At 64.8% G+C, this 26,114-nt stretch carries 21 protein-coding genes and 1 pseudogene; 10 read left to right on the plus strand and 12 right to left on the minus strand.

Features of this window, described 5'->3' with window-relative positions; genetic code table 11:
* Positions 1–24 precede the first annotated feature (24 nt).
* A complete protein-coding gene (locus A3E1_RS0124780) occupies positions 25–4,563 on the minus strand; it encodes an ATP-dependent helicase (protein WP_020523485.1) in 4,539 nt (1,512 codons plus the stop codon).
* A gap of 131 nt (positions 4,564–4,694) precedes the next feature.
* Here A3E1_RS0124780 and A3E1_RS0124785 point away from each other — a divergent pair, with 131 nt between their 5' ends.
* Positions 4,695–5,000, plus strand: coding sequence for a hypothetical protein (locus tag A3E1_RS0124785; RefSeq protein WP_020523486.1), 306 nt, complete (start codon positions 4,695–4,697; stop codon positions 4,998–5,000).
* A gap of 508 nt (positions 5,001–5,508) precedes the next feature.
* Here the strand turns inward: A3E1_RS0124785 and leuE are convergent.
* Complete coding sequence (leuE, locus tag A3E1_RS0124795; RefSeq protein ID WP_020523488.1) at positions 5,509–6,147, minus strand: leucine efflux protein LeuE; 639 nt, start codon at positions 6,145–6,147, stop codon at positions 5,509–5,511.
* Positions 6,148–6,150: 3 nt separating this feature from the next.
* Positions 6,151–7,356 carry a bifunctional pyridoxamine 5'-phosphate oxidase family protein/GNAT family N-acetyltransferase gene (locus tag A3E1_RS0124800; protein ID WP_020523489.1) on the minus strand — a complete coding sequence of 402 codons (1,206 nt, stop codon included), beginning with the start codon at positions 7,354–7,356 and terminating at the stop codon, positions 6,151–6,153.
* Between the two features lie 38 nt (positions 7,357–7,394).
* Between A3E1_RS0124800 and A3E1_RS0124805 the strand changes: the two genes are divergently transcribed.
* From A3E1_RS0124805 to A3E1_RS48020, 3 genes and pseudogenes are all read left to right on the plus strand, one after another.
* Complete coding sequence (locus A3E1_RS0124805; RefSeq protein ID WP_020523490.1) at positions 7,395–8,660, plus strand: aminotransferase class I/II-fold pyridoxal phosphate-dependent enzyme; 1,266 nt, start codon at positions 7,395–7,397, stop codon at positions 8,658–8,660.
* A 1-nt stretch (position 8,661) separates the two neighbouring features.
* Positions 8,662–8,757: pseudogene (locus tag A3E1_RS49210) on the plus strand (DUF6886 family protein); the annotation flags it as partial.
* A gap of 95 nt (positions 8,758–8,852) precedes the next feature.
* Positions 8,853–9,884 carry an alpha/beta fold hydrolase gene (locus A3E1_RS48020; protein WP_020523491.1) on the plus strand — a complete coding sequence of 344 codons (1,032 nt, stop codon included), beginning with the start codon at positions 8,853–8,855 and terminating at the stop codon, positions 9,882–9,884.
* A 23-nt stretch (positions 9,885–9,907) separates the two neighbouring features.
* Here A3E1_RS48020 and A3E1_RS47365 read toward each other — a convergent pair whose 3' ends face one another.
* Together A3E1_RS47365 and A3E1_RS0124820 are read right to left on the minus strand one after the other, a co-directional pair.
* Positions 9,908–10,048 carry a hypothetical protein gene (locus tag A3E1_RS47365; RefSeq protein WP_020523492.1) on the minus strand — a complete coding sequence of 47 codons (141 nt, stop codon included), beginning with the start codon at positions 10,046–10,048 and terminating at the stop codon, positions 9,908–9,910.
* Between the two features lie 147 nt (positions 10,049–10,195).
* Complete coding sequence (locus A3E1_RS0124820; RefSeq protein ID WP_020523493.1) at positions 10,196–11,086, minus strand: phytanoyl-CoA dioxygenase family protein; 891 nt, start codon at positions 11,084–11,086, stop codon at positions 10,196–10,198.
* Between the two features lie 120 nt (positions 11,087–11,206).
* Here A3E1_RS0124820 and A3E1_RS0124825 point away from each other — a divergent pair, with 120 nt between their 5' ends.
* Complete coding sequence (locus A3E1_RS0124825; RefSeq protein ID WP_020523494.1) at positions 11,207–12,394, plus strand: MFS transporter; 1,188 nt, start codon at positions 11,207–11,209, stop codon at positions 12,392–12,394.
* Here the strand turns inward: A3E1_RS0124825 and A3E1_RS0124830 are convergent.
* Positions 12,391–12,873: a GNAT family N-acetyltransferase gene (locus A3E1_RS0124830; protein ID WP_020523495.1), complete on the minus strand. Its 483-nt coding sequence runs from the start codon at positions 12,871–12,873 to the stop codon at positions 12,391–12,393. The genes A3E1_RS0124825 and A3E1_RS0124830 overlap by 4 nt on opposite strands.
* Positions 12,874–12,896: 23 nt before the next feature.
* Here A3E1_RS0124830 and A3E1_RS0124835 point away from each other — a divergent pair, with 23 nt between their 5' ends.
* The 4 genes from A3E1_RS0124835 to rny all read left to right on the plus strand — a co-directional run bounded on the left by A3E1_RS0124835 (position 12,897) and on the right by rny (position 17,431).
* Positions 12,897–13,097: a DUF3046 domain-containing protein gene (locus tag A3E1_RS0124835; protein WP_020523496.1), complete on the plus strand. Its 201-nt coding sequence runs from the start codon at positions 12,897–12,899 to the stop codon at positions 13,095–13,097.
* A gap of 119 nt (positions 13,098–13,216) precedes the next feature.
* Complete coding sequence (gene recA, locus A3E1_RS0124840; protein ID WP_020523497.1) at positions 13,217–14,284, plus strand: recombinase RecA; 1,068 nt, start codon at positions 13,217–13,219, stop codon at positions 14,282–14,284.
* A 256-nt stretch (positions 14,285–14,540) separates the two neighbouring features.
* Positions 14,541–15,182 (plus strand): regulatory protein RecX, encoded by a 642-nt coding sequence (locus A3E1_RS48545; protein ID WP_020523498.1) that lies wholly within the window; start codon positions 14,541–14,543, stop codon positions 15,180–15,182.
* Positions 15,183–15,574: 392 nt separating this feature from the next.
* On the plus strand, positions 15,575–17,431 hold the full coding sequence (rny, locus tag A3E1_RS0124850; protein ID WP_020523499.1) for a ribonuclease Y: 1,857 nt from the start codon (positions 15,575–15,577) through the stop codon (positions 17,429–17,431).
* Here rny and A3E1_RS0124855 read toward each other — a convergent pair.
* The 4 genes from A3E1_RS0124855 to A3E1_RS0124870 are packed head-to-tail and all read right to left on the minus strand — an operon-like array spanning position 17,428 to position 20,785.
* A complete protein-coding gene (locus A3E1_RS0124855; protein WP_020523500.1) occupies positions 17,428–18,381 on the minus strand; it encodes an amino acid ABC transporter permease in 954 nt (317 codons plus the stop codon). The two genes, rny and A3E1_RS0124855, sit on opposite strands and share 4 nt — an antisense overlap.
* Positions 18,378–19,100, minus strand: coding sequence for an amino acid ABC transporter permease (locus tag A3E1_RS0124860; protein WP_020523501.1), 723 nt, complete (start codon positions 19,098–19,100; stop codon positions 18,378–18,380). The genes A3E1_RS0124855 and A3E1_RS0124860 overlap by 4 nt, the downstream gene beginning before the upstream one ends.
* A 24-nt stretch (positions 19,101–19,124) precedes the next feature.
* Entirely contained in the window at positions 19,125–20,000 is an 876-nt protein-coding gene (locus A3E1_RS0124865; protein WP_020523502.1) for a glutamate ABC transporter substrate-binding protein, read from the minus strand.
* A 44-nt stretch (positions 20,001–20,044) separates the two neighbouring features.
* On the minus strand, positions 20,045–20,785 hold the full coding sequence (locus A3E1_RS0124870; RefSeq protein WP_020523503.1) for an amino acid ABC transporter ATP-binding protein: 741 nt from the start codon (positions 20,783–20,785) through the stop codon (positions 20,045–20,047).
* A gap of 123 nt (positions 20,786–20,908) precedes the next feature.
* On the opposite strand from A3E1_RS0124870, the gene miaB reads away from it, so the two are divergent.
* On the plus strand, positions 20,909–22,396 hold the full coding sequence (miaB, locus tag A3E1_RS0124875) for a tRNA (N6-isopentenyl adenosine(37)-C2)-methylthiotransferase MiaB (protein WP_020523504.1): 1,488 nt from the start codon (positions 20,909–20,911) through the stop codon (positions 22,394–22,396).
* Positions 22,397–22,429: 33 nt separating this feature from the next.
* Here the strand turns inward: miaB and A3E1_RS0124880 are convergent, their stop codons facing one another.
* Complete coding sequence (locus A3E1_RS0124880; RefSeq protein ID WP_040391615.1) at positions 22,430–24,733, minus strand: Tex family protein; 2,304 nt, start codon at positions 24,731–24,733, stop codon at positions 22,430–22,432.
* Between the two features lie 11 nt (positions 24,734–24,744).
* Positions 24,745–26,007, minus strand: a complete 1,263-nt coding sequence (locus A3E1_RS41900; protein WP_245571351.1) for a glycosyltransferase 87 family protein — start codon at positions 26,005–26,007, stop codon at positions 24,745–24,747.
* Positions 26,008–26,114 lie beyond the last annotated feature (107 nt).

Genomic DNA, 26,114 nt, shown 5'->3' on the forward strand with positions numbered 1-26,114 from the left:
GCCGGTCAGCTTGCACCACCCTGATTAACCCCTTAAGCGCAATCCCCGTGGGGTGATTCTGAAACCTGCTGATTCGAGCGCTTTGCCCAGGCCACTGCCCAGGATCGTTTCACCGTCGGCCCGTTCCACACTCATCACGCCGAGCGCTCCACGTTTGACGGCGGCGGCCAATTCCTGTGCTGCCTTGATAAGCAGGCCGTCATCGTCGTTAAAGGACAGTAGCGTCCGGCCGCCCCGTTCAACGTAGAGCACCAGTTCGCCATCGACCAGCACCACTAGCGCTCCCGCCTTGCGGCCTGGCCGGTGCCCCGTTTTGGCTTCGGCCGTCGTGACGCCTGCCACGTCCCGAGCTGGCCTTCCTGCCTTTGCGCTCCCAGGCTGACTGGCTGTTGCGCCACCACGCGTTGCCGTCTGCCCGCTTGTGGCGGCCGAGTGGCCGCTCGCGAGGTCTGAGCCGGGCGCTGAGGGCCAGGGGAGGGCCGCACCGTAGGGGTTTGCCGGGTCGGTGGCGGCCAGCACCACAGCGCGGCCGTTGGGCTCCAGGGCACGCAGCCGGTCGACCGCTCCCGGCAGCGCGAATTGTGCCGCACCGAGACCTTCGACGAAATAGCCCCGCCTGGCCGCCCCGCGCTCCTCCAGCGCGGCGAACACGGGATAGACCCCGGCAAATCCGCCGGGGTGTCCCTCGGCGGCGACGGCGCCCTTGATCACTACACCGTGGCGCTCCAGCAGAGCGTCGGCTGTCGCGGCAGCCCGCTTAACGGGATCGAGGTCGCGTGGCTCCAGCAGATGCCAGCGCCCAGAGGCGCTAGGTGGGCCGGAGCGTAACGGCATGCGGGGCCGGCCAGGCCTGCCCATCCGGGACCGGACCGGAGTGGCCTTGGCCTTGTGGGCACCCGTTCCGCCTGCGAGCAGGGCACGCACGGGAGCCAAGGTGTCATTGCCGATCAGCCCGGCCCACACCAGATCCCACACCGCCGTGACAAGGTCGCTGTCGTCAACAGCGCCGATGCGGTCGGATAGCGGCCGGAAGAACATGGCGCTTTCGCTGAGGGCTCCAAGAATGGCTTCGTGCAAGGGATTTGGCGTGAACTCGAGTGCTGGCGGTAATAGCAGGTGAGCCGAGTCGGCGAAAGCCAGGCTGACCCAACCGTCGCCACCAGGGATGGAACCCGCGCCGCACCAGATCACTTCACCTGTCGCGCACAGTTCGTCTAAGTAGGACGGTGAATAGTCGCTGACCCGTGCTGGCAGCACCAATCTCTCCAGCGCTGACGCCGGGATGGGCACTCCCTGAAGCTGGTCGATCGCTGCGGCGACCGCGTCGATTCCGGTGGCGTGGGCGCCGATGTGCTGCCAGCGTGGCAAGAACATGCCGAGCACACTGGGCGGCACCGGCTCGATCTCCTTGCGTAGCGCCGCGAGACTGCGCCTGCGGAGCAAACGCAACACTTCAGCGTCGCACCACTCGACGTGACCGCCGTCGGAAGCCGGAGTGAACTCTCCAGACACCACGCGACCCGTGGCGGCGAGCCGCCGCAGGGTGTGGTCAGCCACGGCGATGCCGATGCCAAACCGTGCCGCCACTTCGTCTGCGCGGAAGGGGCCGTGCGTGCGGGCGTACCGCGAAACGAGGTCAGGCAACGGATCCGGAGCCGGGGCAGCGAAGGCGGCGGGAAGACCAGGGGGCAACGCCACTCCAAGGGCGTCCCGGTATCGCCCGGCGTCCTCGGCGATGATGTACCGGTCTTGGCCCGCGATCCTGACCTTCAGCGCACGGACACTGCGCACCAGCTCTGGGGCGAAGGCCGCGGCTTCGCCAAGCTCCACTTCGGACAGATCGCCCAGCTGGCGCAACATCTCGGCTAGGTCTTCCGCGTCACGGATCGTGCGGCCTTCCCAGCGGAGCCGCCTCGCTGTCTCCGCGATCACGGCCGGGTCGAGCAACTCACGCAACTCCACCCGGCCGAGCAGCTCACCGAGCAGTGTCGGGTCGAGAGCCAGGGCGGCGGCGCGGCGTTCCGCTAGCGGGGCGTCTTCGCCATAGAGGAAGGCACCGACGTATCCAAACAGGAGCGACCGCGCGAAGGGCGACGGCTGCGGGGTGGTGACGTCAGCGATTCTTGTTTTGCGGCCAGCGATGTCACGCATGAGCCCGACGAGCGCTGGCAAATCAAAGACATCTTGCAAGCACTCGCGAGCGGCCTCAAGCGTGACCGGGAACTCGGGATAGTCACGAGCGACCTCGAGTAGCTGACCGGCCTTTTGCCGCTGCTGCCACAACGGCTGCCGCCGACCCGGGTCACGCTTGGGCAGAAGAAGGGACCGGGCCGCGCACTCACGGAACCGTGCCGCGAACATCGCTGATCCGCCAACGGCTTCGGCCACCATCGGCTCGATCTCTTCGGGATCGAACACGAAGACTTCCGCCTCGGGCGGCTCCGCGGCGGTCTCGGGCAAGCGCACCACGATGCCGTCGTCGGCCGCATGGACCTGAGCGTCCACACCGAACCGCTCCTGCAGCCGCTGGCCGATCGCCAAAGCCCATGGAGCGTTCACCTTGGCGCCAAGGATGTTGTGCACGACGATCCGCCAGTCGCCCAGCTCGTCGCGGAACCGTTCCACCACAACAGTTCGGTCGTCGGGCAGGTGCTTTGTCGCCTGGCGTTGCTCGTCGAGATAGGCCGTCAGATTGGCTTGTGCGCTCGGCTCCAGCGTGTCCAAGGTGGAAGGCTTGCGCAGGAACGCCCCAAGCGCCTTGCCTAACTCGGCCGGGCGTCCCACCGTGTCGCCTTTCCAGAACGGCAACCGAGCTGACTGTCCGGGGGCAGGCGTCACGAGGACGCGGTCGGGAGTGATGTCTTCGATCCGCCACGAGCTGGTGCCCAGGGCGAACACGTCACCAACGCGCGACTCGTAAACCATCTCCTCATCGAGCTCACCGACCCGGCTCGGTTTGCTTGCGCCAGCGAGAAAAACACCGAACAGGCCCCGGTCAGGGATCGTCCCGCCGCTCGTCACGGCGAGCCGCTGGTTGCCCGGACGGCCCGTCAGCTTGTCAGTCGCGCGATCCCAAACGATCCGTGGCCGCAGCTCAGCGAAAGCCGTTGAGGGATAACGCCCCGCGAGCATATCGAGGACAGCGTGCAAAGCTGACTCGGGCAGCTCGGCGAACGGGGCCGCTTTGCGGACGAGCGCGGCAGCGTCAGCCACCGTCCACTCGTCGAGGGCCGTCATCGCGATGAGCTGTTGCGCGAGCACATCAAGGGGATTGTGCGGATAGTCAATGGGCTCAAGCTTTCCGCCCATCATGCGCAGCGCCACCACCGCGCACGCGAGCAAATCGCCGCGGTGGACCGGAAACACGATGCCTCTGGAGACCGCACCCACCTGGTGGCCGGCCCGGCCGACACGCTGCATCCCGGCCGCGACCGTCGGAGGCGCGCCCACTTGCACCACGAGATCGACCGCACCCATGTCGATGCCAAGCTCCAGACTGGAGGTGGCCACGACAGCGGGCAGGCGGCCCGACTTCAGCTCTTCTTCGATCTGTTTGCGTTCTTCTTTGGACACCGAGCCGTGGTGTGCCCGGGCGATAAGCCCAGGCGTGCCATAGCTTTGCCCCGACTGCGCCATGATCTGCGCAGGTGGCTGGTCAGGCGGCTGATATTCCGTCTCTAGCTCGTTGAGCCGGGCGCACAGCCGCTCGGCCCCGCGTCTTGAATTCGCGAAAACGATGGTGGAGCGGTGCTCCTTGATGAGCTCGTAGATGCGCTGCTCGACCGCTGGCCAGATCGATGCCCGGCGCGGGCCCTCATCCTCGGCGCGGCCCTCGTCTAAGGCCGTCATGTCTTCGACGGGGACCTCAACGCTGATTTCAATAGTCTTGGCCGACTTGGGTTGCACCACCTGCACCGGCATCGCCCCGCCCAGAAAACGGGCCGTCATCTCGACTGGCTCAACGGTCGCACTGAGCCCGATGCGCTGGGCTGGCTTGGGCAGCAACGCGTCTAGCCGCTCAAGCGACAACGCGAGATGCGCGCCACGTTTGGTGCCGGCCACCGCGTGGACCTCATCGACGATGACGGTTTCGATGCTGCGCAACGATTCTCGGGACTGCGATGTGAGCAACAGGAAAAGCGACTCGGGCGTGGTGATGAGAATGTCTGGGGGCCGCTTCTGAAACGCCCTGCGCTCGTCGGCCGGTGTGTCGCCCGTGCGCATGCCCACGGTGACGTCAGGCGCGGCCAGCCCGAGCCGGGAGGCGGCCTGTGTGATGCCCGTCAGCGGAGCCCGCAGGTTGCGCTCGACGTCCACAGCCAGGGCTTTTAGCGGGGAGACATAGAGCACACGGCAGCGCTTGCCCGCCTCGGGAACCGGCTCATGCGTCAGCCGATCGAGTGCCCATAGGAAGGCCGCCAAGGTTTTACCTGAGCCGGTCGGGGCAACTACCAGGGCGTGATGACCTTTACTGATGGCTGCCCAGGCGCCGGACTGCGCCGTCGTGGGCGCAGCGAACACCGCCTCGAACCAGGCGCGGGTCGCCGCACCGAAGTCATCCATCACGCAATCCATCCTGCCTGGTGGGTGTGACATGGCCGAACGGACAGCACACTTGCCCGGGTTGGGTGATTCGCGTAGGGTTTTGCTCACGATTGGTAACCCAGCCATTACGGAGTGGGAGGTCCGACGTTATGGGTGATCGACGCAGTTTTGGGCACGAATCAGACGTCTTGCTACGACAGCTGGACGGCCATCTCGCCAGGCTTGAAGCGCGCCGTGACCATCACGAGCTCGCACTGGCCACACGCATCGCGGCCAGACTCAAGGAATTAATAGCCGACACCATTCGCGCTAGTGCCGTCGACCGCGCCCGTGTGCGTGCCGCCGTGCACTATTTCGTGGTGCGTCCCGTCCACCTTGGACTCTGGGTCGTCAACGACATCCTCCGCGACCTCGGCCGAGAAGACCTCCTGATCCCCGAACCCGCCCTCTCCTGACTCTCCCCGCTCTCCTGCTTCCCTTTCTCCGCCTTTCCGGCTCCCTTTGGCGTTCCCACGTTTCGCCTCACCGCGCCACGTTTCGCCAAAGCGCCGCTCGCCAACGGCTCGCTCGCCAACGGCTTGCCCGCCAAAGCGCCGCTCGCCAACGGCTTGCCCGCGCGCGCCTGCCCGCCCCACTCGTGATCCACATCCCCGCAGACGTGATCAACAGGCAGTCTGATCACGTCTCGTGGGATGTGGATCTCGCTTTGGGATGTCGATCTCGACTATGTCGCCACGGCGGGAGGAACGAGCGAGCACTCCGGTGTGGAGGAACCGGACCGGTAGGACAGGCCCAAGGAAGCCGCGCGAGAACGATCCGAGCGTCCCGTTGTGGGCCAAAGCCTTGAAGCCGAGCGAGCGCGCGAGGGTGACGGCACGCGGAAGAAGCCCGGGGCGCGCGGACCTTGAGGGCCTCGCGGGAGGGACGGCCGCCACCACGGCGGACATCGGAAAAATGTTGCTCTTAAAGGGTCGCGGTGGCGAGCTTGAGTCCGAAGCCGACGAACAACGCTCCGACGGCGGCTGTTCCGGTGGCCGCGAGTTTGCGGCGGCGGCGGAAGGCGTCGGCTAGTTTGCTGCCCGCGAAGATGAGCATCGTCAAATAGAGCATGCTGACGATTTGCAGGATGACCGCGAGCACGAGGAAAGACAGCGCGGGATAGGCGTAGGACGGGTCGACGAACTGGATGAAGAAGGAGATGAAGAACAGCGTCGCCTTCGGGTTCATGAATGTGCTGATGGTGAAGGCGCGGCGGAACGGGTTGGTCGTATCGAGTGCGGGCGCGACATCTGCATCTGAAGATGACTTCCGGCGGAGAGCCCCAATGATCATCTTGATGCCCAGGTAACCCAGGTAAGCCGCGCCGCCGAACTTGATGAACAAGAAGAGGGCGGGGAAGGCTTTCAGGAGCGAAGCCACCCCCGCCGCTGAGGCGATCATCAGGATGGCGTCACCGAGGAAGACTCCGGCGGCGGCACGGTAACCATCGCGGACGCCGCGGGCCGCGGCAGTGCTCAGCACATAGAGCGAGTTAGGCCCGGGCAGCAGGATGATCGCGATCGTGCCGATCACGTAAGTCGAGAGGTCGGTGATGCCAAGCATGAGCTAATCCTGACGCAGCTTGGCCCGTAATGCCGACTGTGCGTTTGGCCACTCTGCGGCGACGATGCTGTAAATAACGGAGTCGCGCGCCGTGCCGTCGTTGCGGTTTCGGTTGGCGCGCAGGACACCTTCGCGCACGGCACCGAGGCGTTCGATGGCCGCCTGTGACCGCAGGTTCAGCACGTCGGTCTGCCACGAGACGCGGCGGGCCTTCAGATTGCCGAAGGCGTGTTCGAGGAGCATAAGTTTGGCTTCGGTGTTAAGGCCGGTACGCCAGTGCTTGCGCCCGATGATGGTGCCGCCGATTTCGAGCGTCTGTGTGCCTTCCTCAACCAGGATCGACGTCACGCCGGCCGCGTCGCCGGTGCGGGCGGACCGTTGCAGGAACGTGAGGCGATTCGGGGTCGCGAGCCACCCCGAGATGTAGCCAGCCACCTCAGCGGGAGTCTTTGGACAGGGCACCGGAATGTGCTGCCACACCACGTCGTCATCGCCGATCGCGGCGAACAGCTCGTCAACGTGGCTGTCGCGCAAGGGTTCGAGGATCACGTGGTCGCCGCGCAGCGTCACGCGTTCTTGCCAGCGGCTGACGCCCAGGTTGCCGGGCATGCGGGCTTCGACACCGGGCGCGGGAATGGGCGCCAGTTTGGTGACTGGGGTGGGCAGAACGCCGGCCCAGTAAGGCAATCCGAGGTCTTCTTCGTCATCGTTCACGCCGCCTGTCCTGGCCCTGACCGAGACTTCGTCGAGCTTGAGCGCCAGCACGGCGGTCTGCGCGAGTTCTTTGGCTGTGGGCGGGCGGGACTGCTCGGAGCGTCCGTCAGCGATCTTGTCGACCAGGGCCGCTAACACGGCGAGTTTGCGCGCGGGATCGACGACGGGCACGGTCACGCCGTGAGCCACGACCGAGCGGTAGTTGGCGCTGTGGTGGAACTGTGAGCGAGCCAGGATTAGGGCATCGAGGTGCGTCACCGTCATGCAGACCGCTAGACCGGGCATGAGATAGGGCCGGGAGCCCGTGGAGCCGTGGAAATAAACGGTGTCGTCAATGCGCACGACAAGCGTTGGCAGGGCACGTGGTTCGCCATTGACCACGAAGGAAAGGGTGCAGTGCCACGCCTCGTCGATGATCGCGTAGGCCAGATCGCGGTCGTAGTGCATCCGGTCGCGCATACGTAGCGCGGTTGTCCGTTCGGTCTGCGCAAACATTTGCCGCCCGCCTTTTGTTCTAGTACATTACTGTAACTGTGGTAGTACATTATCGAATCAGTGGCGACACGGCAACCGCGATCGCCGCCAGCATCGAGGCCGGAGTGCGCGATCAGGCGCTAGCTCCGGGTGCTTTGCTGCCCCCGGTTCGCACGCTCGCCGGTGAGCTCAATGTCAGCCCTGCCACCGTCGCGGCGGCCTATCAACGCTTGCGGCAGCGAGGGATTGTCACCACGGCTGGCCGCAATGGCACCAGCATCCGGGAGAAGCCACCTGTGGCCGGCCTGCGCAGCGCCCGCCCGCTGTCCATCCCGTCGCACCTGCGTGATCTGGCGAGCGGATATCCCGACGTGAAGCTGCTCCCGGTTAAGACCAACTACTCCGACGGTGGCGTGTTGCCTGAGCTGAAAGCCGCGGCTGGCAAGCGGTTGCCTTTCGACGCCCCGATCACGGTCGTCAATGGTGCCGCTGACGCGATCGACCGCGTGCTGATGGCACATCTAAGGCCGGGTGACAAGGTGGCGGTGGAAGATCCGGGCTGGGCCGCCTGCTTCGATATCCTTGCGCTGCAAGGACTTGTGCCCGTTCCCGTGCCCGTTGACGATGAAGGGCCGACACTCGACGGCATACTGTCCGCTTTGGACAAGGGCGTCAGTGCGCTGATCGTGACGGCACGCGCGCAGAACCCGATGGGTGCCGCGATCAGCGCTCAGCGGGCAGCCGTGATTAGGCCACTCATCAAAGACCTGCTCGTGATCGAGGACGACCATGCGGCTGAGCTAGCGGGCGTGCCCCTGCACCCGATCGCCGACGCGGGCGCACAGTGGGCTTTCGTTCGCAGCGCTTCCAAACCGTACGGGCCGGATCTGCGGTGCTGTGTGCTGACAGGCGATCCCGAGACCGTGTCGCGCGTGGAAGGGCGCATGCGGCTGACCGCCGGCTGGGTGTCCACGATCCTGCAACGCAAACTGCTGCACCTGTGGGACACGTTCGACGTTTCGTCTGCCTCGGCCGCCTATGCCGCGCGCCGTGACATGCTGCTGACCGCGTTGGCTGACAGAGGGATCACCGGTCACGGGCGCACTGGTATCAATGTCTGGATCCCGGTCCGCGATGAGCTCAGTGTCGTTTCCGCGTTGCGGGACAACGGTTTCGCCGTGTTGCCGGGGCGGTCATATCGTCTCGTGAGTCCGCCCGCGGTCCGCATCACGGTCTCGACCCTGGACAAGCGCGAAGCTGAGCGGATCGCTGACGTCATCGCCGAAGCCGAACAAAACGAGTTGCGTGGCGTGCTAGGCAGGTAGCATGCGCCCTGATCCCGGTGAAGTACTGCATTTTTCCGAAGACCCGACGATCACCCGCTTCGAGCCCATCGATGGACGTGTCTGGGCTGTGGGTTACGAACGCGCACCCGACTACTGGTTTCCACGGATGTGCCCACGTGGCATGGCGTGGGCCGGCCGTCTACTTCGGACAGTTCGTTGCTCGGTCCAGGCGTGTCCCGCGTACACGTCATTGAATACGACTGGCTGCCTGCCATGCAGGAGACCCCTGTCTACGCCTACCGTCTGCCCGCCGACACGTTCGAGGACATCGGTCACGCGATGGTCAGCTCGGTGCCAGTGACCCCGCTCGGTCCGCCAACGCACTTAGGCGACCTGCTCAAGCTGCACGAAGAGGCCGGCATCGAACTGCGCCTCACGCACAACATCTGGCCGTGGTGGCATCAAGTCATCGAAAGCGGACTCGACTTCAGCGGCATCCGCCTGCGCAACGCCCGGACCGGACCGCTGCGCGAAGACGAATACATCGTGCACGTGCGCGACGGATTCGTTTGGGCACAAGACACTGGCGAGCCGGATCTGCAGCCCGTCGTGTTCGTCCACGCCGGCATGGCGGACAGCCGCATCTGGGACCGGGTGTGGCGGCAACTTTCCGGCTCGTACCGGCTGATTCGCTTTGACGCCAGGGGTTTCGGCTGTTCGGCGCGTCCGACTACGACCTTCTCCTTGTCCGAAGACCTTTTGGGGGTACTAGATGAGCTGTCCCTCGACCGTCCTCTCCTTGTGGGCTTAAGCATGGGCGGGGGAGCCGCGCTCGACGTGGCCCTCTCGCACCCGTCCCGCGTGGCCGGCCTGGTGCTCGCCGCTCCCGGGATCTCCGGTTACGACTTGCCGTGGGATCACACGCCACCAGCCGATCCCGTGGCGCGGGGCATGAGCATCTGGGGTCGCGCGGGTGACGATCCGCTAGCAGTCGACCTTCTGCGCGGCGGCATCGAGGGCTGGTCCCGGGGCGGAGACAAGATCTCGGATACCGGGGACGCATGGCAAAACCTTGAGGCGCTTAGCGTTGCGTCCACCTTGCTCATCGGTGACCTGGACTATCCGCCCCTCGTGGAGTCCAATTTGGAGGCTGCCCGCCGGATGCCCGGCTGCCGCCTCGTCTCGCTGCCGGGCGTCGACCACTTCCTGCCGTTCCGCGCGCCGTCGGCTGTCGTCGAGGCGATCCGTTCGCTGACGCCTTAGCCGCTTCATCGTGATCCACATCCCTACGCGAGATCCACATCCTGCTGGACGTGATCAAACCGCCTGTTGATCACGTCCAGCAGGATGTGGATCACCAGTGACGGTGGTGGATCGCCGACGCGGGCGCGGAAGGGCCGGGCGGCGCGGAAGGTGGCGCGGCGCACGCGGCGCGGAAGGTGGCGCGGCGCGGCGCACGCGGCGCGGGGAAGAGCGTGGCGGGGGCGGGCGCGGAAGGGAAGGCGCGGAAGGGGCCGTGGGATGGAAGAAGCCGGTGTCCATGTGGGACACCGGCTTTCGTTGAGCGAGGAGGATTACGGGATCAGGTAAGGGAAGCTCGAGTCGAGCAGTCCGCGCTCGTGGAGGTCGCGGTAGAGCGGGACCTCCTTCTCGAAGTGGCCCCAGGCGTGGTCGCCGCCCTCGATCGGGTCGTGCACGCGGCCCTCGTCCAAGGCGCCGACGAGCTGCTTCTGCACGGGCGTCAGGCCGGCGGCGACCGTGGGAGACACAGCCTCGTCACGGATGGCGACCCAGCGGTACGTGTAGCCGACGAAGACGACCTTGCGGGTCAGGTCGGAGTAGTTGTTGGAGCGCGCGTGCCAGATGCGGCGGTCGAAGAAGACAGCGTCGCCAGCGTTGGCGCAAACTTCCATCGCGTGTTCCGGGTCAGGCCACTCGATGTCGCGGCGCGGCGGGCCATCGATGCGGTTCGTCAGGTGCGAGCCCTTGACGACCTTGAAGTTGCCCCGGCCGGGCTCGGAGACGTCAGACAGCCAGAACGCGAGCTTGACGGACAGCCGCGGGCGCGGGTTGGTCTCGATCTCACGGTTTTGCCGGCCGCCGTCCTGGTGCCACTCGAAGCGGAAGGGCTTCGGCTCGTGGATCGGCGGGTGCACGTCGAGGTGTGAGTGGTAAACGTGCACGTTCCAGCCCATCGTGCTCCACACCATGGGGAACGCCTTGGGGTGGTCGACAAGACCGGCGAGCTCCGGGCACGAGGCCACGGCGCTGAGCTTGTGTAGCGACTTGTCCGGCCCGAGCTTGCCGAGAGCCTCGTGCTCGGCGTAGACCCGGTCGACCGCAGCCGCGTAATGCGCCACTTCATCCGGGGTGAGCACGTTTCGGATGATCACGAATCCGTCGCGCTCGAACTGCTCACGCTCTTCGGCGGTCATGACGCGCGACTCGGTAGGGGTGGTGGTCAAGACGGTCCTCCGGTCGAGGGGGGTTCACGTTTGCTGGGCCAGCCTAGCCCTTCGCCTGTAGGTTCGACACCCGTGGCCCCTCATGTAGAGCGTGTTCAGACGCGTACTGTCCGTTTACTCATGCTCGTGGAGATCATCACTGGTCTCGGCGTAGCGATGGGAATTTCCGTGGGTGCCCTGCTCACCAAGGACATGGCTGGGACCGCGCTGTCCGGTGTCGCGCAGAGCGCGGCCGTGGTCGGCGGAGCGCTGATGGCCGTCCCCGCTTCGGCGCTCATGCAAAGAAAAGGCCGCCGTCCCGGGTTGGCGGTCTGTTACCTCGTCGGCAGTGTGGGCGGGGTGGCGGTGCTGTGCTCAGCGCTCTGGAACTCACTTCCGTTGCTATTCCTGGGCTTCTTCCTCTTCGGTTCCGGGAACACAGGCAAGCTCCAGGCGCGCTATGCCGCGATCGACCTGGCTACACCGGAGAAGCGGGGACGCGACCTGGGACTGGTCGTGTGGTCGACCACGCTCGGCGCCGTGATCGGGCCGCTGCTGGCCGCCCCGATCGGGCAGACGTTGCCGGGCGTTCCGCAACTCGCGGCACCGTTTGCCTTCGCGTCGCTGTCGTTTCTCATCGGTGGCGCGGCTGTCGTGCTCTTCTTGCGCCCCGATCCACTCATGCTTTCCAAAGAGCTTTCACCTAGTACTCCCAAGGAGTCCTTAGGTTTGAAAGTCGCCTGGCGGGCCGTTCTCGCGAGCCCGGCGGCACGGCTGGGCATCTCGTCGATGTCGATCGGGCACCTGGTGATGGTGGCGGTGATGGCCATGACGCCGCTCCACATTGGAGAGACGCACACCCCAGCGGACACCTTGAAGATCGTGGGCATCGTCATCAGCGCGCACATCGCTGGCATGTATGGCTTGTCGCCCGTGGTCGGCTGGCTCACCGACAAGCTGGGCCGGCGGCCCGTGATCCTGTCTGGCATCGCCATCCTGATAACGGCCTGCGCCATCGCCGGAACCGCGGGCGATCGCACCGGCCAGCTGACGTTCGCGTTGGTGCTGCTGGGCTTGGGCTGGTCGGGCACCATGGTGGCGGGCTCGACGCTGTTCTCAGAGTCGATCGCCGTCGAGCTGAAAGCACCCGCACAAGGACTCGCTGACCTGGCCACGGGCATGACGGGGGCGAGTGCGGGCCTGGTTTCCGGTGTCGTTGTTGGATATTCGGGCTATCCCGTGCTGACACTGCTGGCCGCGCTGGCGACGCTTCCGCTGATCGCCCTCGCCCTGCGCCCGCTCCCGGAGCCGGCTGTCGCCAAGTCCTAGTCGTGCAAATACTTCAGGAACTTCGCGCCACGTGACTCGAAGCCCTCGCCCTCGGCGTACCAGCCGGTCTTCTCGTAGAACCTTCTGGCCCGGTGGTTTTGCTCCGCGACGTAAAGCAGAAAACGGCGGTAGCCAAGTCCACTCAGGACGGTTAGGCCCGCGCCTTGCAGCGGCTTAGCGACGCCACCACCTAGCGCGTCCGGGTGGACGAACAGCGCGTAGAGGTCACCGATCGCGGGATCCTGTCCCGGGCCGACGTAACAGAAGCCCTTGATCTGGCCGTCTTCCTCGGCGACCAGCAGGTGATGGGTGTCGGCCTCGTTGGCCCGCCGCTCCGTCCACGCTTCGGTGCGTGCTTGCGGGGTGAGCGTGGCGAGGTATTCGGCCGGCTTGACGTCCTGGTAGGCGTACATCTGCGACAGGGCGTCGATCTCGCCGATGGTGGGTAGGTCAGCCGGGGCAGCATTTCGGATGATCACCCTCCGGAATGTAGCCTGGCCGGGTGCGGCAGACAGACTTCTGGGAGCGGATGAATACGGTCTTCGGGCAGGCCTATGCCTCCAGTGTGGCCACTGATCAGGTGATTTCTCAGCTAGGCGACCGGACCATCAAGGCGGCGCTAGCTGACGGTGTTGATGTACACACGGTTTGGCGTGCGGTTTGCTCGCAGTATGCCGATCGCGTTCCGGCGCGCCTGCGTTAAGATCGAACATCTGTTCGTCTAGGCTCTCCATCGGAATGTCAGACCCGAGGATTAGCGTGTGACTTGTGACGAAGAGGGCTCAAGCAAAGACACCCGTAGTTGAAGAGGTGGCCGCGAAAATGGCAACAGCACCTGAGAAGCCTGAAAAGACTGATGCGAAAAGTAAAGCGCTTGAGTTAGCGCTCGCACAGATCGATAAGCAGTTCGGCAAGGGCTCCGTCATGCGCCTGGGCGAGCGGCCCACGGTGCAGACCGAGATCATCCCGACCGGTTCCATCGCGCTTGACGTCGCCCTCGGCATTGGAGGGTTGCCGCGCGGCCGCATCGTGGAGATCTACGGTCCGGAGTCTTCTGGTAAGACGAGCCTTGCCCTGCACGCGATCGCTAACGCTCAGAGAAGTGGCGGCATCGCCGCGATCATCGACGCCGAGCACGCGCTCGACCCCGAATACGCCAAGGCCCTCGGTGTCGACACCGACGCGCTGCTGGTTTCCCAGCCCGACACCGGTGAGCAGGCGCTAGAGATCGCCGACATGCTGATCCGCTCGGGTGCCCTTGACCTCATCGTCATTGACTCTGTCGCGGCGCTCGTTCCTCGCGCCGAAATCGAGGGCGAGATGGGTGACAGTCACGTGGGTCTGCAGGCCCGGCTCATGAGCCAGGCGCTGCGCAAGATCACCGGTGCGCTGAATAACTCCGGCACGACGGCGATCTTCATCAACCAGCTGCGCGAGAAGATCGGCGTCATGTTCGGCTCGCCCGAGACGACGACCGGTGGAAAGGCGCTCAAGTTCTACGCTTCGGTGCGTTTGGACATTCGCCGCATCGAGTCGCTTAAGGACGGCACCGAAGTCGTGGGTAACCGCACCCGCGTCAAGGTCGTGAAGAACAAGATGTCGGCGCCGTTCAAGCAGGCCGAGTTCGACATTATGTATGGCAAGGGCATCTCGCGTGAGGGCTCGCTCATCGACGTTGGTGTTGAGCAGAGCATTATCCGCAAGGCTGGCGCTTGGTATACGTACGAAGGCGACCAGCTTGGCCAGGGCAAGGAGAAGGCGCGGGAGTTCCTCAAGGAAAACCCAGACGTCGCCTCCGAGATCGAGAAGAAGATCCTCGAGAAGCTGGGCGTTGGCATCAACGCCTCCGACGCGGCCAGCGGCCCGGTTCTTCCGCCGGTCGACTTCTAGCTAGATGGCTCGCACAGGCAGGGGCTGGGACGCCAAACCCCCAGCCCCTAAACGGCGACGTTCCAAGACGGACAGTCCCAGCCTTCCTGCCGGGGAACCGCTGCTTTGGGCCGCTGATGAGGAGCCCCCACCCGGCGAAGACGCTTGGCCCGCCGCGTCAGGCACGAAGAGGTCACGCAAGAGCCTGCCTTGGTCTCGTCGTGACACACCTGGCAGCGAGTCGGCCGAAGAGAGCTTCCCGTCGCGAGACGGGGGTTTGCCCTGGTCCCAACGTGATGCGGTCAATGAGGATCAAGGTGCCGCGACCGGTGATGGGCACGGCTCCGGTCGGCGTGCAAAGGCGTTGCCTTGGTCGGCTAAGCCCGCGCCAGCGCAGGACGCGCCACGTAACCCGGAGGAGATCGCCCGGGAGATCTGCCTGCGCCAGCTGGCGGTCCGCCCGCGCACACGTGCTGAGCTGCAGACCGCGTTGAGCAAGCGCGGTGTCGCCGACGAGGTCGCCAGTGCCGTTCTCGATCGCTACAGCGAAGTCGGCATGATCGATGATGCTGCGTTCGCCCGGGCCTGGGTGAACAGCCGTCATCACAGCAAAGGCCTCGCGACCAGGGCTTTAGCGCAGGAGTTGCGCCGCAAAGGCGTCGACCAAGAGGTCGCCACGAACGCACTATCCGAATTGGATTCAGATACTGAGGCGCAGACGGCCCTCGACCTCGCATTGAGGAAGCTCAGAACGACACGCGGGGAGCCAGAACAGGTTTTCCGCCGTCTCGTCGGCATGCTTGCCCGCAAGGGATACCCCGGCGGGGTGGCCGTCCGAGCTGTAAAAGAAGCCCTGGCCACGCGTGATGCGGAGTTAGCAGAGCTGATAGATCCTGACGCTTACGAAGAAACGGGATAAGTCCGTCTTGGTGTCCGATCATGAGTTCTTGACCGGACCGCCCTCGGCCGCCTAGCCTCGCACTGGAGAGGTAAACACCAACCAGCATCAGCTATATCGCACAACATAGAACATGTAACAGTACGGCAACATTTTTCCTGGTGAGAGCACCGGCCGCGCCCCTAGGCAGGTGCTCTGACCTGCTGTCCCTGGTTAGGTGTCGCGCCTCTGCGCTGAAGCAAAAAGTCTCAGCGTCGTGAATGGAGGGCGGCCATGGTCGAACAGGCACATGGGCCGGCCGTGCGTGATGGGGGAGCGGCAGTGGAAACCCGTGCAGTAATAGGCCGGGGTCTGCCCGAGCTTGCCGGCCGGTCTGGTTCGGCAGTGGCTACCCACTCAGAAGTGGGCCGGGCATGACCGGGATGGAAGGCGCCCTGCTCGCCGCGATCGTCGTGCTCACTCTGCTGGTGGCAGGAATGCTGCTGGTGGCCGCACGCGTTCTGCGCCGTTTGAGTGGGCACGTCGGCCCGTCGCGGTTGCCGCTAAGTGTGATCGTGGATGACCCTGAGGCCGCGGCCGAACGGGAACGTCAGCGACAGACCCTCGTTGAGCTGCAGGCTTCTGTGGCCGCAGCGCAGACAGCCCTAGAGACCGAACGCCGGGCCGTCGCGACGGCACAGGCCGAGGTCATCGCGGCCCGGGCCGAAGCCGCAGCCGCAAAAGCGGAGGTGGCCACAGCGCGAGCTGAGGCACAGCGCGTCCTTGATAACGCCCACTCCGAGGCAGACTCGGTGCTCCAGCGGGCGCATCGCCAGGCTGAAGAAGACGCCGAGCGCATGCGCACCACCTCCAAACGCACCGGCGAGCGGGAAATCGCCCTGCTCACGGCCACGGCGAAGGAACAAGCAGCCGAAGCCGAGCGCCGGCTGCAGCGCCTGGACGAACGCGAGCGACTTCACGCTGATGAGGCCGAAAGGCTCGCCGAGCGCGAACGCATGCACGCCGAGGAAGCTGAGCGGCTGGCCGAACGTGACCGCCGCATCGCCGCCGCGGAAGCCGAGCTGTCCAAAGTGGAGCAAGCTCTGCAGTTGCGCAAGCTGGAGCTCGACGAGGCGAATGAGCAGCACCGCCGCGAGTTGGAGCGGGTCGCTGGGCTGACCGCCGAGCAGGCCAAGGGCGAACTCGTCGAAACCATTGAGATGCAGGCCAAGCGGGAGGCCGCTCTGCTCGTCCGCGACATCGAGGCCGACGCGCGGATGAATGGCGAGCAGCGGGCCCGGCACATCGTGGTCGACGCGATCCAGCGGGTCGCCAGCGAGCAGACCGCCGAGAGCGTGGTCAGCGTGCTGCACCTGCCCAGTGACGAAATGAAGGGCCGCATCATCGGCCGCGAAGGCCGCAACATCAGGGCCTTCGAGACAGTGACCGGGGTCAATCTGATCATCGATGACACGCCCGAGGCGGTGCTGCTGTCGTGTTTTGATCCCGTCCGGCGCGAAATTGGCCGGCTCACCCTAGAGAAGCTTGTCCTCGATGGACGGATCCATCCACACCGGATCGAAGAGGTCTTCGAAACGGCGAAGCTCGAAGTCGAGCGCATGTGCCGCCGCGCTGCCGAAGACGCCCTCGTCGAAGTCGGCATCACCGACATCCACGACGAGCTGGTGAACCTGCTGGGCCGCTTGCGGTACCGCACGTCCTACGGGCAGAACGTTCTCAAGCACCTCGTCGAGACCGCCCACGTGGCCGGAATCATGGCCTCCGAGCTGAAACTCGACCCGGTCCTGATCAAGCGGTCAGCATTCCTGCACGACATCGGCAAGGCGCTGACACACGAGGTCGAAGGCTCGCACGCCATCATCGGCGCTGACATCGCCCGCCGCTTTGGTGAGACAGAAGAAGTCGTGCACGCGATCGAAGCGCACCACAACGAAGTGCCCCCGCAGACGATCGAGGCCGTGCTGACGCAGGCCTCTGACGCCTGCTCCGGCGGCCGTCCCGGGGCACGGCGCGAGTCGCTTGAGGCCTACGTCAAGCGGCTGGAGCGCATCGAAGAGATCGCCGGAGCCAAGTCGGGAGTCGAGAAGGTCTTCGCCATGCAGGCCGGCCGCGAAGTGCGCGTCATGGTCCGCCCCGAAGAAGTCGACGAGATCGGCGCTGCTGTCCTCGCACGGGACGTCGCTAAGCAGATCGAGGAAGAGCTGACGTACCCGGGGCAGATCCGGATCACGGTGGTGCGGGAGTCCCGCTCCACCGAAATCGCCCGCTAAACGCCAGTGCCTGCGGCTGAGGTCACCTTGACCGGCTTCGCGTCGGCTTTGGTGCTCAGGCGGCGCTCAAGGTATTGCGCCAGTTTGGACAGCGCGTAGTTCACGACAAGGAACATCAGGCACACGATCGTGAAGAACTGCAGCGGGTTGTAGAGCTCCTGGTCGAAGGCGAGCTGCGGCAGCAGCTGCGAGACCTGGCGGCTTGTCGCGATGAGTTCTTCGTAACCGGCGACGATGATGCCACCGAGTGCGGTGTCCTTGAGCACGACGACGATCTGGCTGATCAGAGCCGGAAGCATGGTGCGGATCGCTTGCGGCAGCAGGATCAGGCGTGTCGTCTGCAAGGAGGACAAACCGAGGGATTCCGCGGCTTCGCGCTGGCCCTTGGCGACCCCCTCCATCCCGGAGCGGACGATCTCCGCGATCACGATGCCGTTGTAGATGACGAGGCCGACGACGACAGGCAAGAACGTGCCGCCGAGGAGCTGCCAGGCGAAGAAGATGGTGATGACAACGGGAATGCCGCGGAAGAACTCGACACAGACCCGGGTCAGGGCGTTCAGCACCCAAGTCAAGCCGCGCAAGCCATAGGCGACCGCGGGCGGAAGGGTGGCGTAGCGGCGGGTGCTAACGGCCCGGAGCAGGATCCGGATCACGCCGAGGACGAGGCCCACCAACGCGGAGAAGACGATCGCGAGCGCGGCAGCCTGCATGGTCGCCTTGGCGCCGACCCAGAGCCGGTCCCAGACGCCGTCGAAATACTCGTTGTCGGGGTCGATGAGTGGACCCCACTTGACCATCGAGAACTGGCCCTTGGCGTCGAGTGGCTTGTAGACGAACTGGTAGAGCAGGGCGACAGCGGCAAGGCCAATGACCACGCTGAGGATGATGGTCCGCCGCTTAGCGCGCGGACCGGGGGCGTCATAAAGAACGGACGTCTCGCGGCTCATCGCGCCTTCACCATCCTGTTTTTCTCAATGCGATCGAGGAGCAGCCCCAGCGGGACGGTCATGATCAGGAAGCCGAGCGAGATGGCGATGAAGACGGGGATCAGCGGATACGTCACGCCGTTCACACCCGCTGACACCAGCTCTTGCCCACGGCTGGACAGGTCGCCGTAAAGGCCCATGAAGCCAGCGATGGCTGAGTTCTTAATCATCGCGATGATGACGCTGCCCAGGGGCACGATGGCGGCCCGCCATGCCTGTGGCAGCACGATGAAGCGCAGGTTCTGGGTGAAGGTCAGCCCGATCGATCGAGCGGCCTCGGCCTGCCCAGACGGCACGGCGTTGATGCCCGAGCGCAGGGCTTCGCACACGAAAGCCGCGGTGTAGAGGCTCAGCGCGATGATGGAGAAGCGGAAGTAGGGCAGGTCGATGCCCAGCCGGGTGAAGATCTGGTCGAGCCCGGGAATCTTCAGAAAGTCAGCACTGGAGCCGAGCAGCGGCAGTCCAACCACGACAAACACGAAGACCGCTGTGAGCGGAATGTTGCGGAAGAGGTTCACATAGCTGGTGCCCAGCCAGCGCAGGGGCGGCACTGGGCTGATGCGCAGCACCGCCACCAACGTTCCCACCAGCAAAGCGCCGATGGCTGACAAAAACGAAAGCTGGAAGGTGAGCAGGAAACCGTCCCGGAAGACCGGGAACTGCTCCCAGAGAACGTTCATGACTCACCTTCCAGCTTGGACATATCAGTAGCGGTTGACGGCCGGAGCGGTCGGCGTGTTCTTGTCGAACTTGCCGGCCGTGTCGTTCCACGCCTTGGCGTAGCTGCCGTCCTTGGCGATCTTCTCGAGCAGATCGTTGATGAAGTTGCGGAAGTCGGTGTCGTCCTTCTTCACGCCGATGCCGTACGGCTCGTCGGTGAACTTGTTACCGGCGAGCTTGTAGGCGCCGTTGCTGCTGGCGACGAAGCCGAGCAGGATGACGTTGTCGGTGGTGACCGCGTCAACGGTCTTGTTCTTCAGCGCGTCCACACACTCGGCGTAGCCACCGAAGAGCACGAGCTGCGTAGCCTCGTCCTTCAGGTACTTCTTGATGTTGGTCGCCGGGGTCGAACCCTGGACCGAGCAGACCTTCTTGGTGCCTTCCTTGAAGGAGTCCGGGCCCGTGATCGAGCTGTCGTCGCTGCGGACCATGATGTGCTGGCCAGCGACATAGTACGGTCCGGCGAACGCGATGCGCTGCTTGCGGGCGTCGTTGATGGTGTAGGTCGCCACGACGAGGTCGACCGTGCCCTTCTCGATGACCTCTTCACGCACGGCCGACTTGGTCTCGACCCATTCGATCTTGTCGGCTGGAATTCCCAGCTCCTTGGCGATCAGCTTGCCGATCTCCACGTCGAAGCCAGCAGGCTTGCCGTCGAGACCCTTGAGGCCGAAACCGGGCTGGTCAAACTTGGTGCCGATGGTGATCTTCTGAGCCTTGTTGAGCTTCTCCATCGTTGAGCCGGCCTTGAACGACGCGGTCGACGGGCCGGGCGTTGCCGGATCCGTTCCACCGCACGCCGCGACGCCGACCCCCAGCACCGCGATCGCAGCAGCTGCCGCGAGGCGCTTCATGAGCATGATTTCTCCCTCATCCCTATCAAATGTGAAGTGAGTGAAAGTTATTAGTGCTGCAGCACCTTTGACAGGAAGTCCTTCGCCCGCTCACTCTGCGGGTTGCCGAAGAACTCGGCTGGCGCCGCTTGCTCGACCAGCTCGCCATCGGCCATGAAGACCACTCGCTTGGCGGCGTGCCGGGCAAATCCCATCTCGTGTGTAACAACGATCATGGTCATGCCGCCGGCGGCCAGGGAAGTCATTACCTCAAGCACTTCACCGACCATCTCAGGGTCGAGAGCGCTCGTGGGCTCATCGAACAGCATGGCTTTCGGCTGCATGGCCAGAGCGCGGGCAATCGCCGCACGCTGCTGCTGGCCACCGGACAGCTGAGCCGGGTACTTGTCGGCCTGGTTGGCGATGCCAACGCGCTCAAGCAACTGCATCGCGCGCTCACGGGCGTTCGCCTTGGACTCGCCCCGGACCTTGATCGGGCCGAGGGTCACGTTCTGCAGGATCGTCAAGTGGGCGAAGAGGTTGAACGACTGGAACACCATGCCCACGTCAGCACGAAGGCGCGCCAGCGCGCGGCCCTCGGCGGGCAGGGGCTGGCCATCGAAAGTGATCGTGCCTGAGTTGATGGTTTCCAGCCGGTTGATCGCCCGGCAGAGAGTCGATTTACCCGACCCGGAGGGCCCGATGACGACGACAACCTCGCCTCGGTCGACGGTGAGATTCACGTCGCGAAGCACGTGCAGCGAACCAAACCATTTGTTTACCGAGTTCAGTTCGATGAGGGGTTGCGCCATGCATGGTCCTTCACAAAAGGGTCTGATGATGCGTCGTCACTCTAAAGCGATCGTGAGGTAGGAGGAAACCCAGAAAGGTCACGTCCCGATAAACCTTTATCTCCGGGTAGCCTTTTCGGTGCCATGACGACTGAAACCTACGCAGCCCCGCGGACCTATGAAGTCCGCACCTACGGCTGCCAGATGAACGTTCACGACTCCGAGCGGATCTCCGGCTTGTTGGATGCTGCCGGATACGTTCGCGCAGCCGACAACGCCACTGCTGACATTGTGGTCTTCAACACCTGCGCAGTGCGTGAAAACGCCGATAACAGGCTGTATGGAAATCTCGGTCATCTACGCCCAGTCAAGGACAAACACCCCGGCATGCAGATCGCCGTGGGCGGATGCCTCGCTCAAAAGGATCAAGGCGAGATCGTGCGGAAGGCGCCGTGGGTCGACGTCGTCTTCGGAACGCACAACATCGGGTCGCTGCCCGCCCTGCTGGAGCGCGCCCGCCACAACGAAGAGGCACAGGTCGAGCTGCTGGAAAGCCTTGAGGTCTTCCCCTCGACGCTGCCCGCCCGCCGCGAGTCCACCTATGCCGGGTGGGTGTCGATTTCGGTCGGCTGCAACAACACCTGCACGTTCTGCATCGTCCCCGCGCTGCGGGGCAAGGAGAAGGACCGGCGCCCGGGCGACGTGCTCGCCGAGGTCGAAGCCCTTGTGGCGCAAGGGGTTCTGGAAGTCACCCTGCTCGGCCAGAACGTCAACACCTACGGTGTCGAGTTTGGAGACAAGTTCGCCTTCGGCAAGCTGCTGCGCGCGACTGGACCACTGCGGGAAAAGGGACTGGAGCGCGTGCGCTTCACCAGCCCGCACCCGGCCGCCTTCACCGACGACGTGATCGACGCGATGGCCGAGACCGCCAACGTCTGCCACAACCTGCACATGCCGCTGCAGTCTGGTTCGGACACCGTGCTCAAGGCGATGCGCCGCTCCTACCGGCAGGAGCGCTATCTCCAGATCATCGAGAACGTGCGCAAAGCCATGCCTGACGCCGCCATCACGACCGACATCATCGTCGGGTTCCCGGGCGAGACCGAAGAAGACTTCGAGCAAACCCTCCATGTGGTACGCGAGGCGCGCTTCTCCAGCGCGTTCACCTTCCAGTATTCGAAGCGCCCCGGCACTCCCGCGGCCACGATGGACCTCCAGGTGCCCAAGCAGGTCGTGCAGGAGCGCTACGAGCGGCTGATGGCCGTCGTCGAGGAAGTCACCTGGGCGGAGAACAAGAAGCTCGTCGGGCGCGAGGTGGAAGTCCTCGTGGCGGTCGGTGAAGGGCGCAAGGACGGCGCCACGGGGCGGATGTCTGGACGGGCCCGCGACGGGCGCCTGGTCCACTTTGAAGCCTCGCCCGCGATCCGTCCCGGCGACATCGTCAACACCGTGGTCACCTATGCCGCGCCGCATCACCTCAACTGCGACGGCCCCGTCCTGTCGCACAGGCGCACTAAGGCCGGTGACGTCTACGAGGCGGGCACAGTTACCCGGACCCCGGGGGTCATGCTGGGCTTGCCGTCCATAGGCGTCCCAGCACCCTTGCCAGCGGCCGCCACTACTTGCGGATAAGCGGCGGGCGCCCCTGAGGGCGCCCGCTGTTTCCTATTTGGTCAAGCCTGCCCGGCGCAGAGCGTCGGCCATGGCGCTGTTCGCCGGGGGAGCCGCCTGACGGTCGCGAGCACCGCCACCGCGCTGACCGCCACCGGAGCCGCGCTGCCCACCGCCACCGCCGCGGCGCTGGTCGGGCTGGCGCTGTCCGCCGCGGTCGGGTTTGGACGAGGGAGCGGACTGCTCGTGTTCGTCTTCCAGGCGCAGCGTGAGCGAGATCCGCTTGCGCGGAATGTCGACCTCAAGCACCTTGACGCGCACGACATCGCCCGGCTTGACCACTTCGCGCGGGTCCTTGATGAAGTTGCGCGACATGGCCGAGACGTGCACGAGACCGTCCTGGTGCACGCCGATGTCGACGAACGCCCCGAACGCGGCCACGTTGGTGACCACGCCTTCCAGGATCAGGCCAGGCACGAGGTCTTTGAGTTCCTCGACACCTTCAGCGAACGTGGCGGTCTGGAACGCGGGACGCGGGTCACGGCCCGGCTTGTCGAGCTCCTTGAGGATGTCGGAAACCGTTGGCACACCGAAGGTTTCGTCAGCGAAGTCCGACGGCTTGAGCTTGCGCAGCAAAGTCGTGTTGCCGATGAGCGTCTTCATGTCCGTCTCAGCTGACGCGAGGATCCGCTTCACCACGGGATAAGCCTCAGGGTGTACTCCAGAAGCGTCCAGCGGGTCGTCACCACCCGCAATCCGCAGGAAGCCCGCGCACTGCTCGAACGCCTTGGGTCCCAGGCGCGCCACCTCTTTGATCGCCGAGCGGGTTTTGAAGGGCCCGTTCGCGTCACGATGGGCGACGATATTGGCGGCGAGCGTCTCACCGATGCCGGAAACCCTTGTCAGCAAAGGAACAGAGGCGGTGTTGACGTCCACGCCGACGGCGTTCACACAGTCTTCCACGACGGCGTCGAGGGACCGTGAGAGCTTGCCCTCGGACAGGTCGTGCTGATACTGCCCGACCCCGATCGACTTTGGATCGATCTTCACGAGTTCGGCTAGCGGGTCCTGGAGACGGCGTGCGATCGACACGGCACCGCGCAGCGAAACGTTGAGCGACGGAAGCTCCTGTGAGGCATAAGCCGAGGCGGAGTAAACCGAGGCGCCCGCCTCCGAGACGACGATTTTGGTCAAGCCCAGTTGCGGGAAGCGCTTGATGAGATCCCCGGCCAGTTTGTCGGTCTCGCGCGAAGCGGTTCCGTTCCCGATGGCGATCAGTTCGACGGAATGCTTCTGGCACAACACAGCCAGCACCGCGAGCGACTCGTCCCACTTGTGCGCGGGCACGTGCGGATAGATCGTCTCGGTGGCGACCACTTTGCCCGTGTCGTCGACGACGGCGACCTTGACGCCGGTGCGGAAGCCCGGGTCCAGGCCGAGGGTCGGCCGGGTTCCGGCGGGCGCCGCGAGCAGCAGGTCACGCAGGTTCGCGGCGAAGACACGCACCGCTTCTTCCTCGGCGAGCTGGAACAGGCGCCCGCGCAGGTCAGCCCCGATGCGGAACAGGATGCGCGTCTTCCACGTCAGGCGCACGGTGTCCAAAAGCCACTGTCCAGAGCAGCCAAAGTGAACGGCGATGCGCTCTTCGTAGGGTTCGTCGCCTGGATCGAAGGTCAGGTCGAGGAACTCTTCCTTCTCCCCGCGGAACAGGGCGAGAATCCGGTGCGAGGGGAGCTTGGTGAACGGCTCGGAAAAGTCGAAGTAGTCGGAGAACTTGGCGCCGTCTTGCTCTTTGCCTTCGCGCACTTTGGACGTGATGAAGCCGCGTTCCCACATGAGCTCACGCAACGATCCGACCAGGTCGGCGTCTTCGGAGTACTCCTCCATGATGATCGCGCGTGCGCCGTCGAGCTCTTCGGCGGTGTGCTGGCTGATGTCGTAGGCGGCGCCACCTTCGCGAATCGCGTCGGCGACCGGCTGCAGCCCCGCTTCCCGGGCGATCATCGCTTTCGTACGCCGTTTCGGCTTGTACGGCAGGTAGATGTCTTCGAGGCGCGCCTTGGAATCGGCCTCCAAGATGGACGCTTCAAGCTCGGGCGTGAGCTTGCCCTGGGTCTTGATGGACTCGAGGATGACGGTTCGCCGTTCCTCCAGCTCCCGCAGGTAACGCAGCCGCTCTTCGATCGTGCGCAGCTGCGCGTCGTCGAGCATCTCGGTTACTTCTTTGCGGTAGCGCGCGATGAATGGCACCGTCGCCCCACCGTCGAGAAGCTCTACCGCTGCTTGAACCTGGCGCTCTCGCACCCCTAATTCGGTCGCAATCCGCTGGAGAACAGTCACAGCCAAGCATTCTGGCATGGGCGCCAGAGTTACCGCCGGATGAGTTCCGACACTCGCCTCGGACGGGCCGCGATTTCGCTCTGCAGCGCCAGTCTCGGCGTTGGCAAGAGCGAGGTCTGCGTCGCCGATTGTGCTGTCACCACAGGGACAGTGAAGAAGAGGATGAGCGTCACCCAGACGTAGGTGTTGCTGCCAATGAATCCGTAGATCCCCGACGAGTTAGCTCCCCACAGCCAGACCACGCTGCTGCACATGGCGGCGTAGAGCCAGATCGCGAGCTTCTTGGCCCGGGCCTTGCGTTCCGGGGGAGCCAGCAGGGCGGTGTCGCCCATGATGATCAGCGCCGGGATCACCCAAACCAGGTGGTGCACCCAGGTGATCGGGCTGATGAGGCAGGCGATGATGCCGGTCAGCGCGAAGCCGGAGCGATCGTCTGACTGGCGGATCTTCTTGAACCAGATCCACAGGGTGGCCGCGACGGCGATGGCCCAGAAGATGGTGCCCGGCGTCGGCGGCGACAAGCGGGCGAGGACGCCTTGCAGTGACTGGTTGGAGACATAGGCGAAAACGCCCACGCGGTTGGTGTCCAGAAGCGCGTCGGTCCAGAAGACCAGGGACTGCGTGGGGTCTACCTGCGCGGCGAACAGCGTGGCGGTAGCGGCCGTGGCGATGGCGATCAGGGCCGGTCGCGTGCGCTTCGTCAGCAGCAAATAGATGATGAAAATGGCCGGTGTGAGCTTGATCGCAGCCGCGAGGCCAATGGCGAATCCGGCCCAGCGCTCCCGCCCGGTCGTCAGCAGCCGGTAGTCGACATAGACAAGTGCCAGGAGTAAGAGGTTGACCTGTCCAAAGCTGACGGTGTCGCGCACTGGTTCGAGCAGGGCGAACATGCACGCCGCGATAACGAACGTGAACGGGCGGTTCCAGCCCTGGCGCTGCGCGATCGGGTCGACGAGCCAGTAGAGGAGCACTGCCGAGGCGAAGGCGGTCAGCACGACGCTCACGGCGACGGCCTGGTGCCAGGTGAACAGCAACATCGGCAGCATGCACAGGGCCGCGAAGGGTGGATAGGTGAAGCCATAGGTCGAGTCAGGCTTGATGTAGTCGTAGAGCGAGCCGCCGTCTTCGAACCAGTGATGGATGGCGCCGTAGTAGACACCCACGTCGAACCAGCCCCGTTTGCCCGGGATGACGGCGATGAAAACGGCCACAACCGTGACAAGCCCGGCAAGGAACAGTCGCCGACGCCGACGGGTCTCCATGACGGAACTCATCCATTTGGCAATAGGCACAAAGGCGAGGATGCCATAAATACCTGAACCACGGGTGACGTAATCCAACCGTGACGCGGCTCAAGATCTCAGTTGAATGTCTGTCTGCCACACCTATTGACCTGCGA

It is taken from the genome of Catelliglobosispora koreensis DSM 44566, from assembly GCF_000379685.1.
In the GTDB taxonomy this organism is placed as follows: domain Bacteria; phylum Actinomycetota; class Actinomycetes; order Mycobacteriales; family Micromonosporaceae; genus Catelliglobosispora; species Catelliglobosispora koreensis.

Excerpts from the sequence above, each read along its gene's own strand:
- A3E1_RS0124800 (WP_020523489.1), bottom strand. The coding sequence starts at position 7,356 with ATGTTTGCGCAGACCGAACGGACAACCGCGCTACGTATGCGCGACCGG.
- A3E1_RS0124825 (WP_020523494.1), top strand. The coding sequence starts at position 11,207 with ATGCTCGTGGAGATCATCACTGGTCTCGGCGTAGCGATGGGAATTTCC.
- A3E1_RS0124780 (WP_020523485.1), bottom strand. The coding sequence starts at position 4,563 with ATGGATGACTTCGGTGCGGCGACCCGCGCCTGGTTCGAGGCGGTGTTC.
- A3E1_RS0124785 (WP_020523486.1), top strand. The coding sequence starts at position 4,695 with ATGGGTGATCGACGCAGTTTTGGGCACGAATCAGACGTCTTGCTACGA.
- A3E1_RS0124880 (WP_040391615.1), bottom strand. The coding sequence starts at position 24,733 with ATGCCAGAATGCTTGGCTGTGACTGTTCTCCAGCGGATTGCGACCGAA.
- A3E1_RS0124865 (WP_020523502.1), bottom strand. The coding sequence starts at position 20,000 with ATGCTCATGAAGCGCCTCGCGGCAGCTGCTGCGATCGCGGTGCTGGGG.
- A3E1_RS0124860 (WP_020523501.1), bottom strand. The coding sequence starts at position 19,100 with ATGAACGTTCTCTGGGAGCAGTTCCCGGTCTTCCGGGACGGTTTCCTG.
- recA (WP_020523497.1), top strand. The coding sequence starts at position 13,217 with ATGGCAACAGCACCTGAGAAGCCTGAAAAGACTGATGCGAAAAGTAAA.
- rny (WP_020523499.1), top strand. The coding sequence starts at position 15,575 with ATGACCGGGATGGAAGGCGCCCTGCTCGCCGCGATCGTCGTGCTCACT.
- leuE (WP_020523488.1), bottom strand. The coding sequence starts at position 6,147 with ATGCTTGGCATCACCGACCTCTCGACTTACGTGATCGGCACGATCGCG.
- A3E1_RS0124855 (WP_020523500.1), bottom strand. The coding sequence starts at position 18,381 with ATGAGCCGCGAGACGTCCGTTCTTTATGACGCCCCCGGTCCGCGCGCT.
- A3E1_RS0124870 (WP_020523503.1), bottom strand. The coding sequence starts at position 20,785 with ATGGCGCAACCCCTCATCGAACTGAACTCGGTAAACAAATGGTTTGGT.
- miaB (WP_020523504.1), top strand. The coding sequence starts at position 20,909 with ATGACGACTGAAACCTACGCAGCCCCGCGGACCTATGAAGTCCGCACC.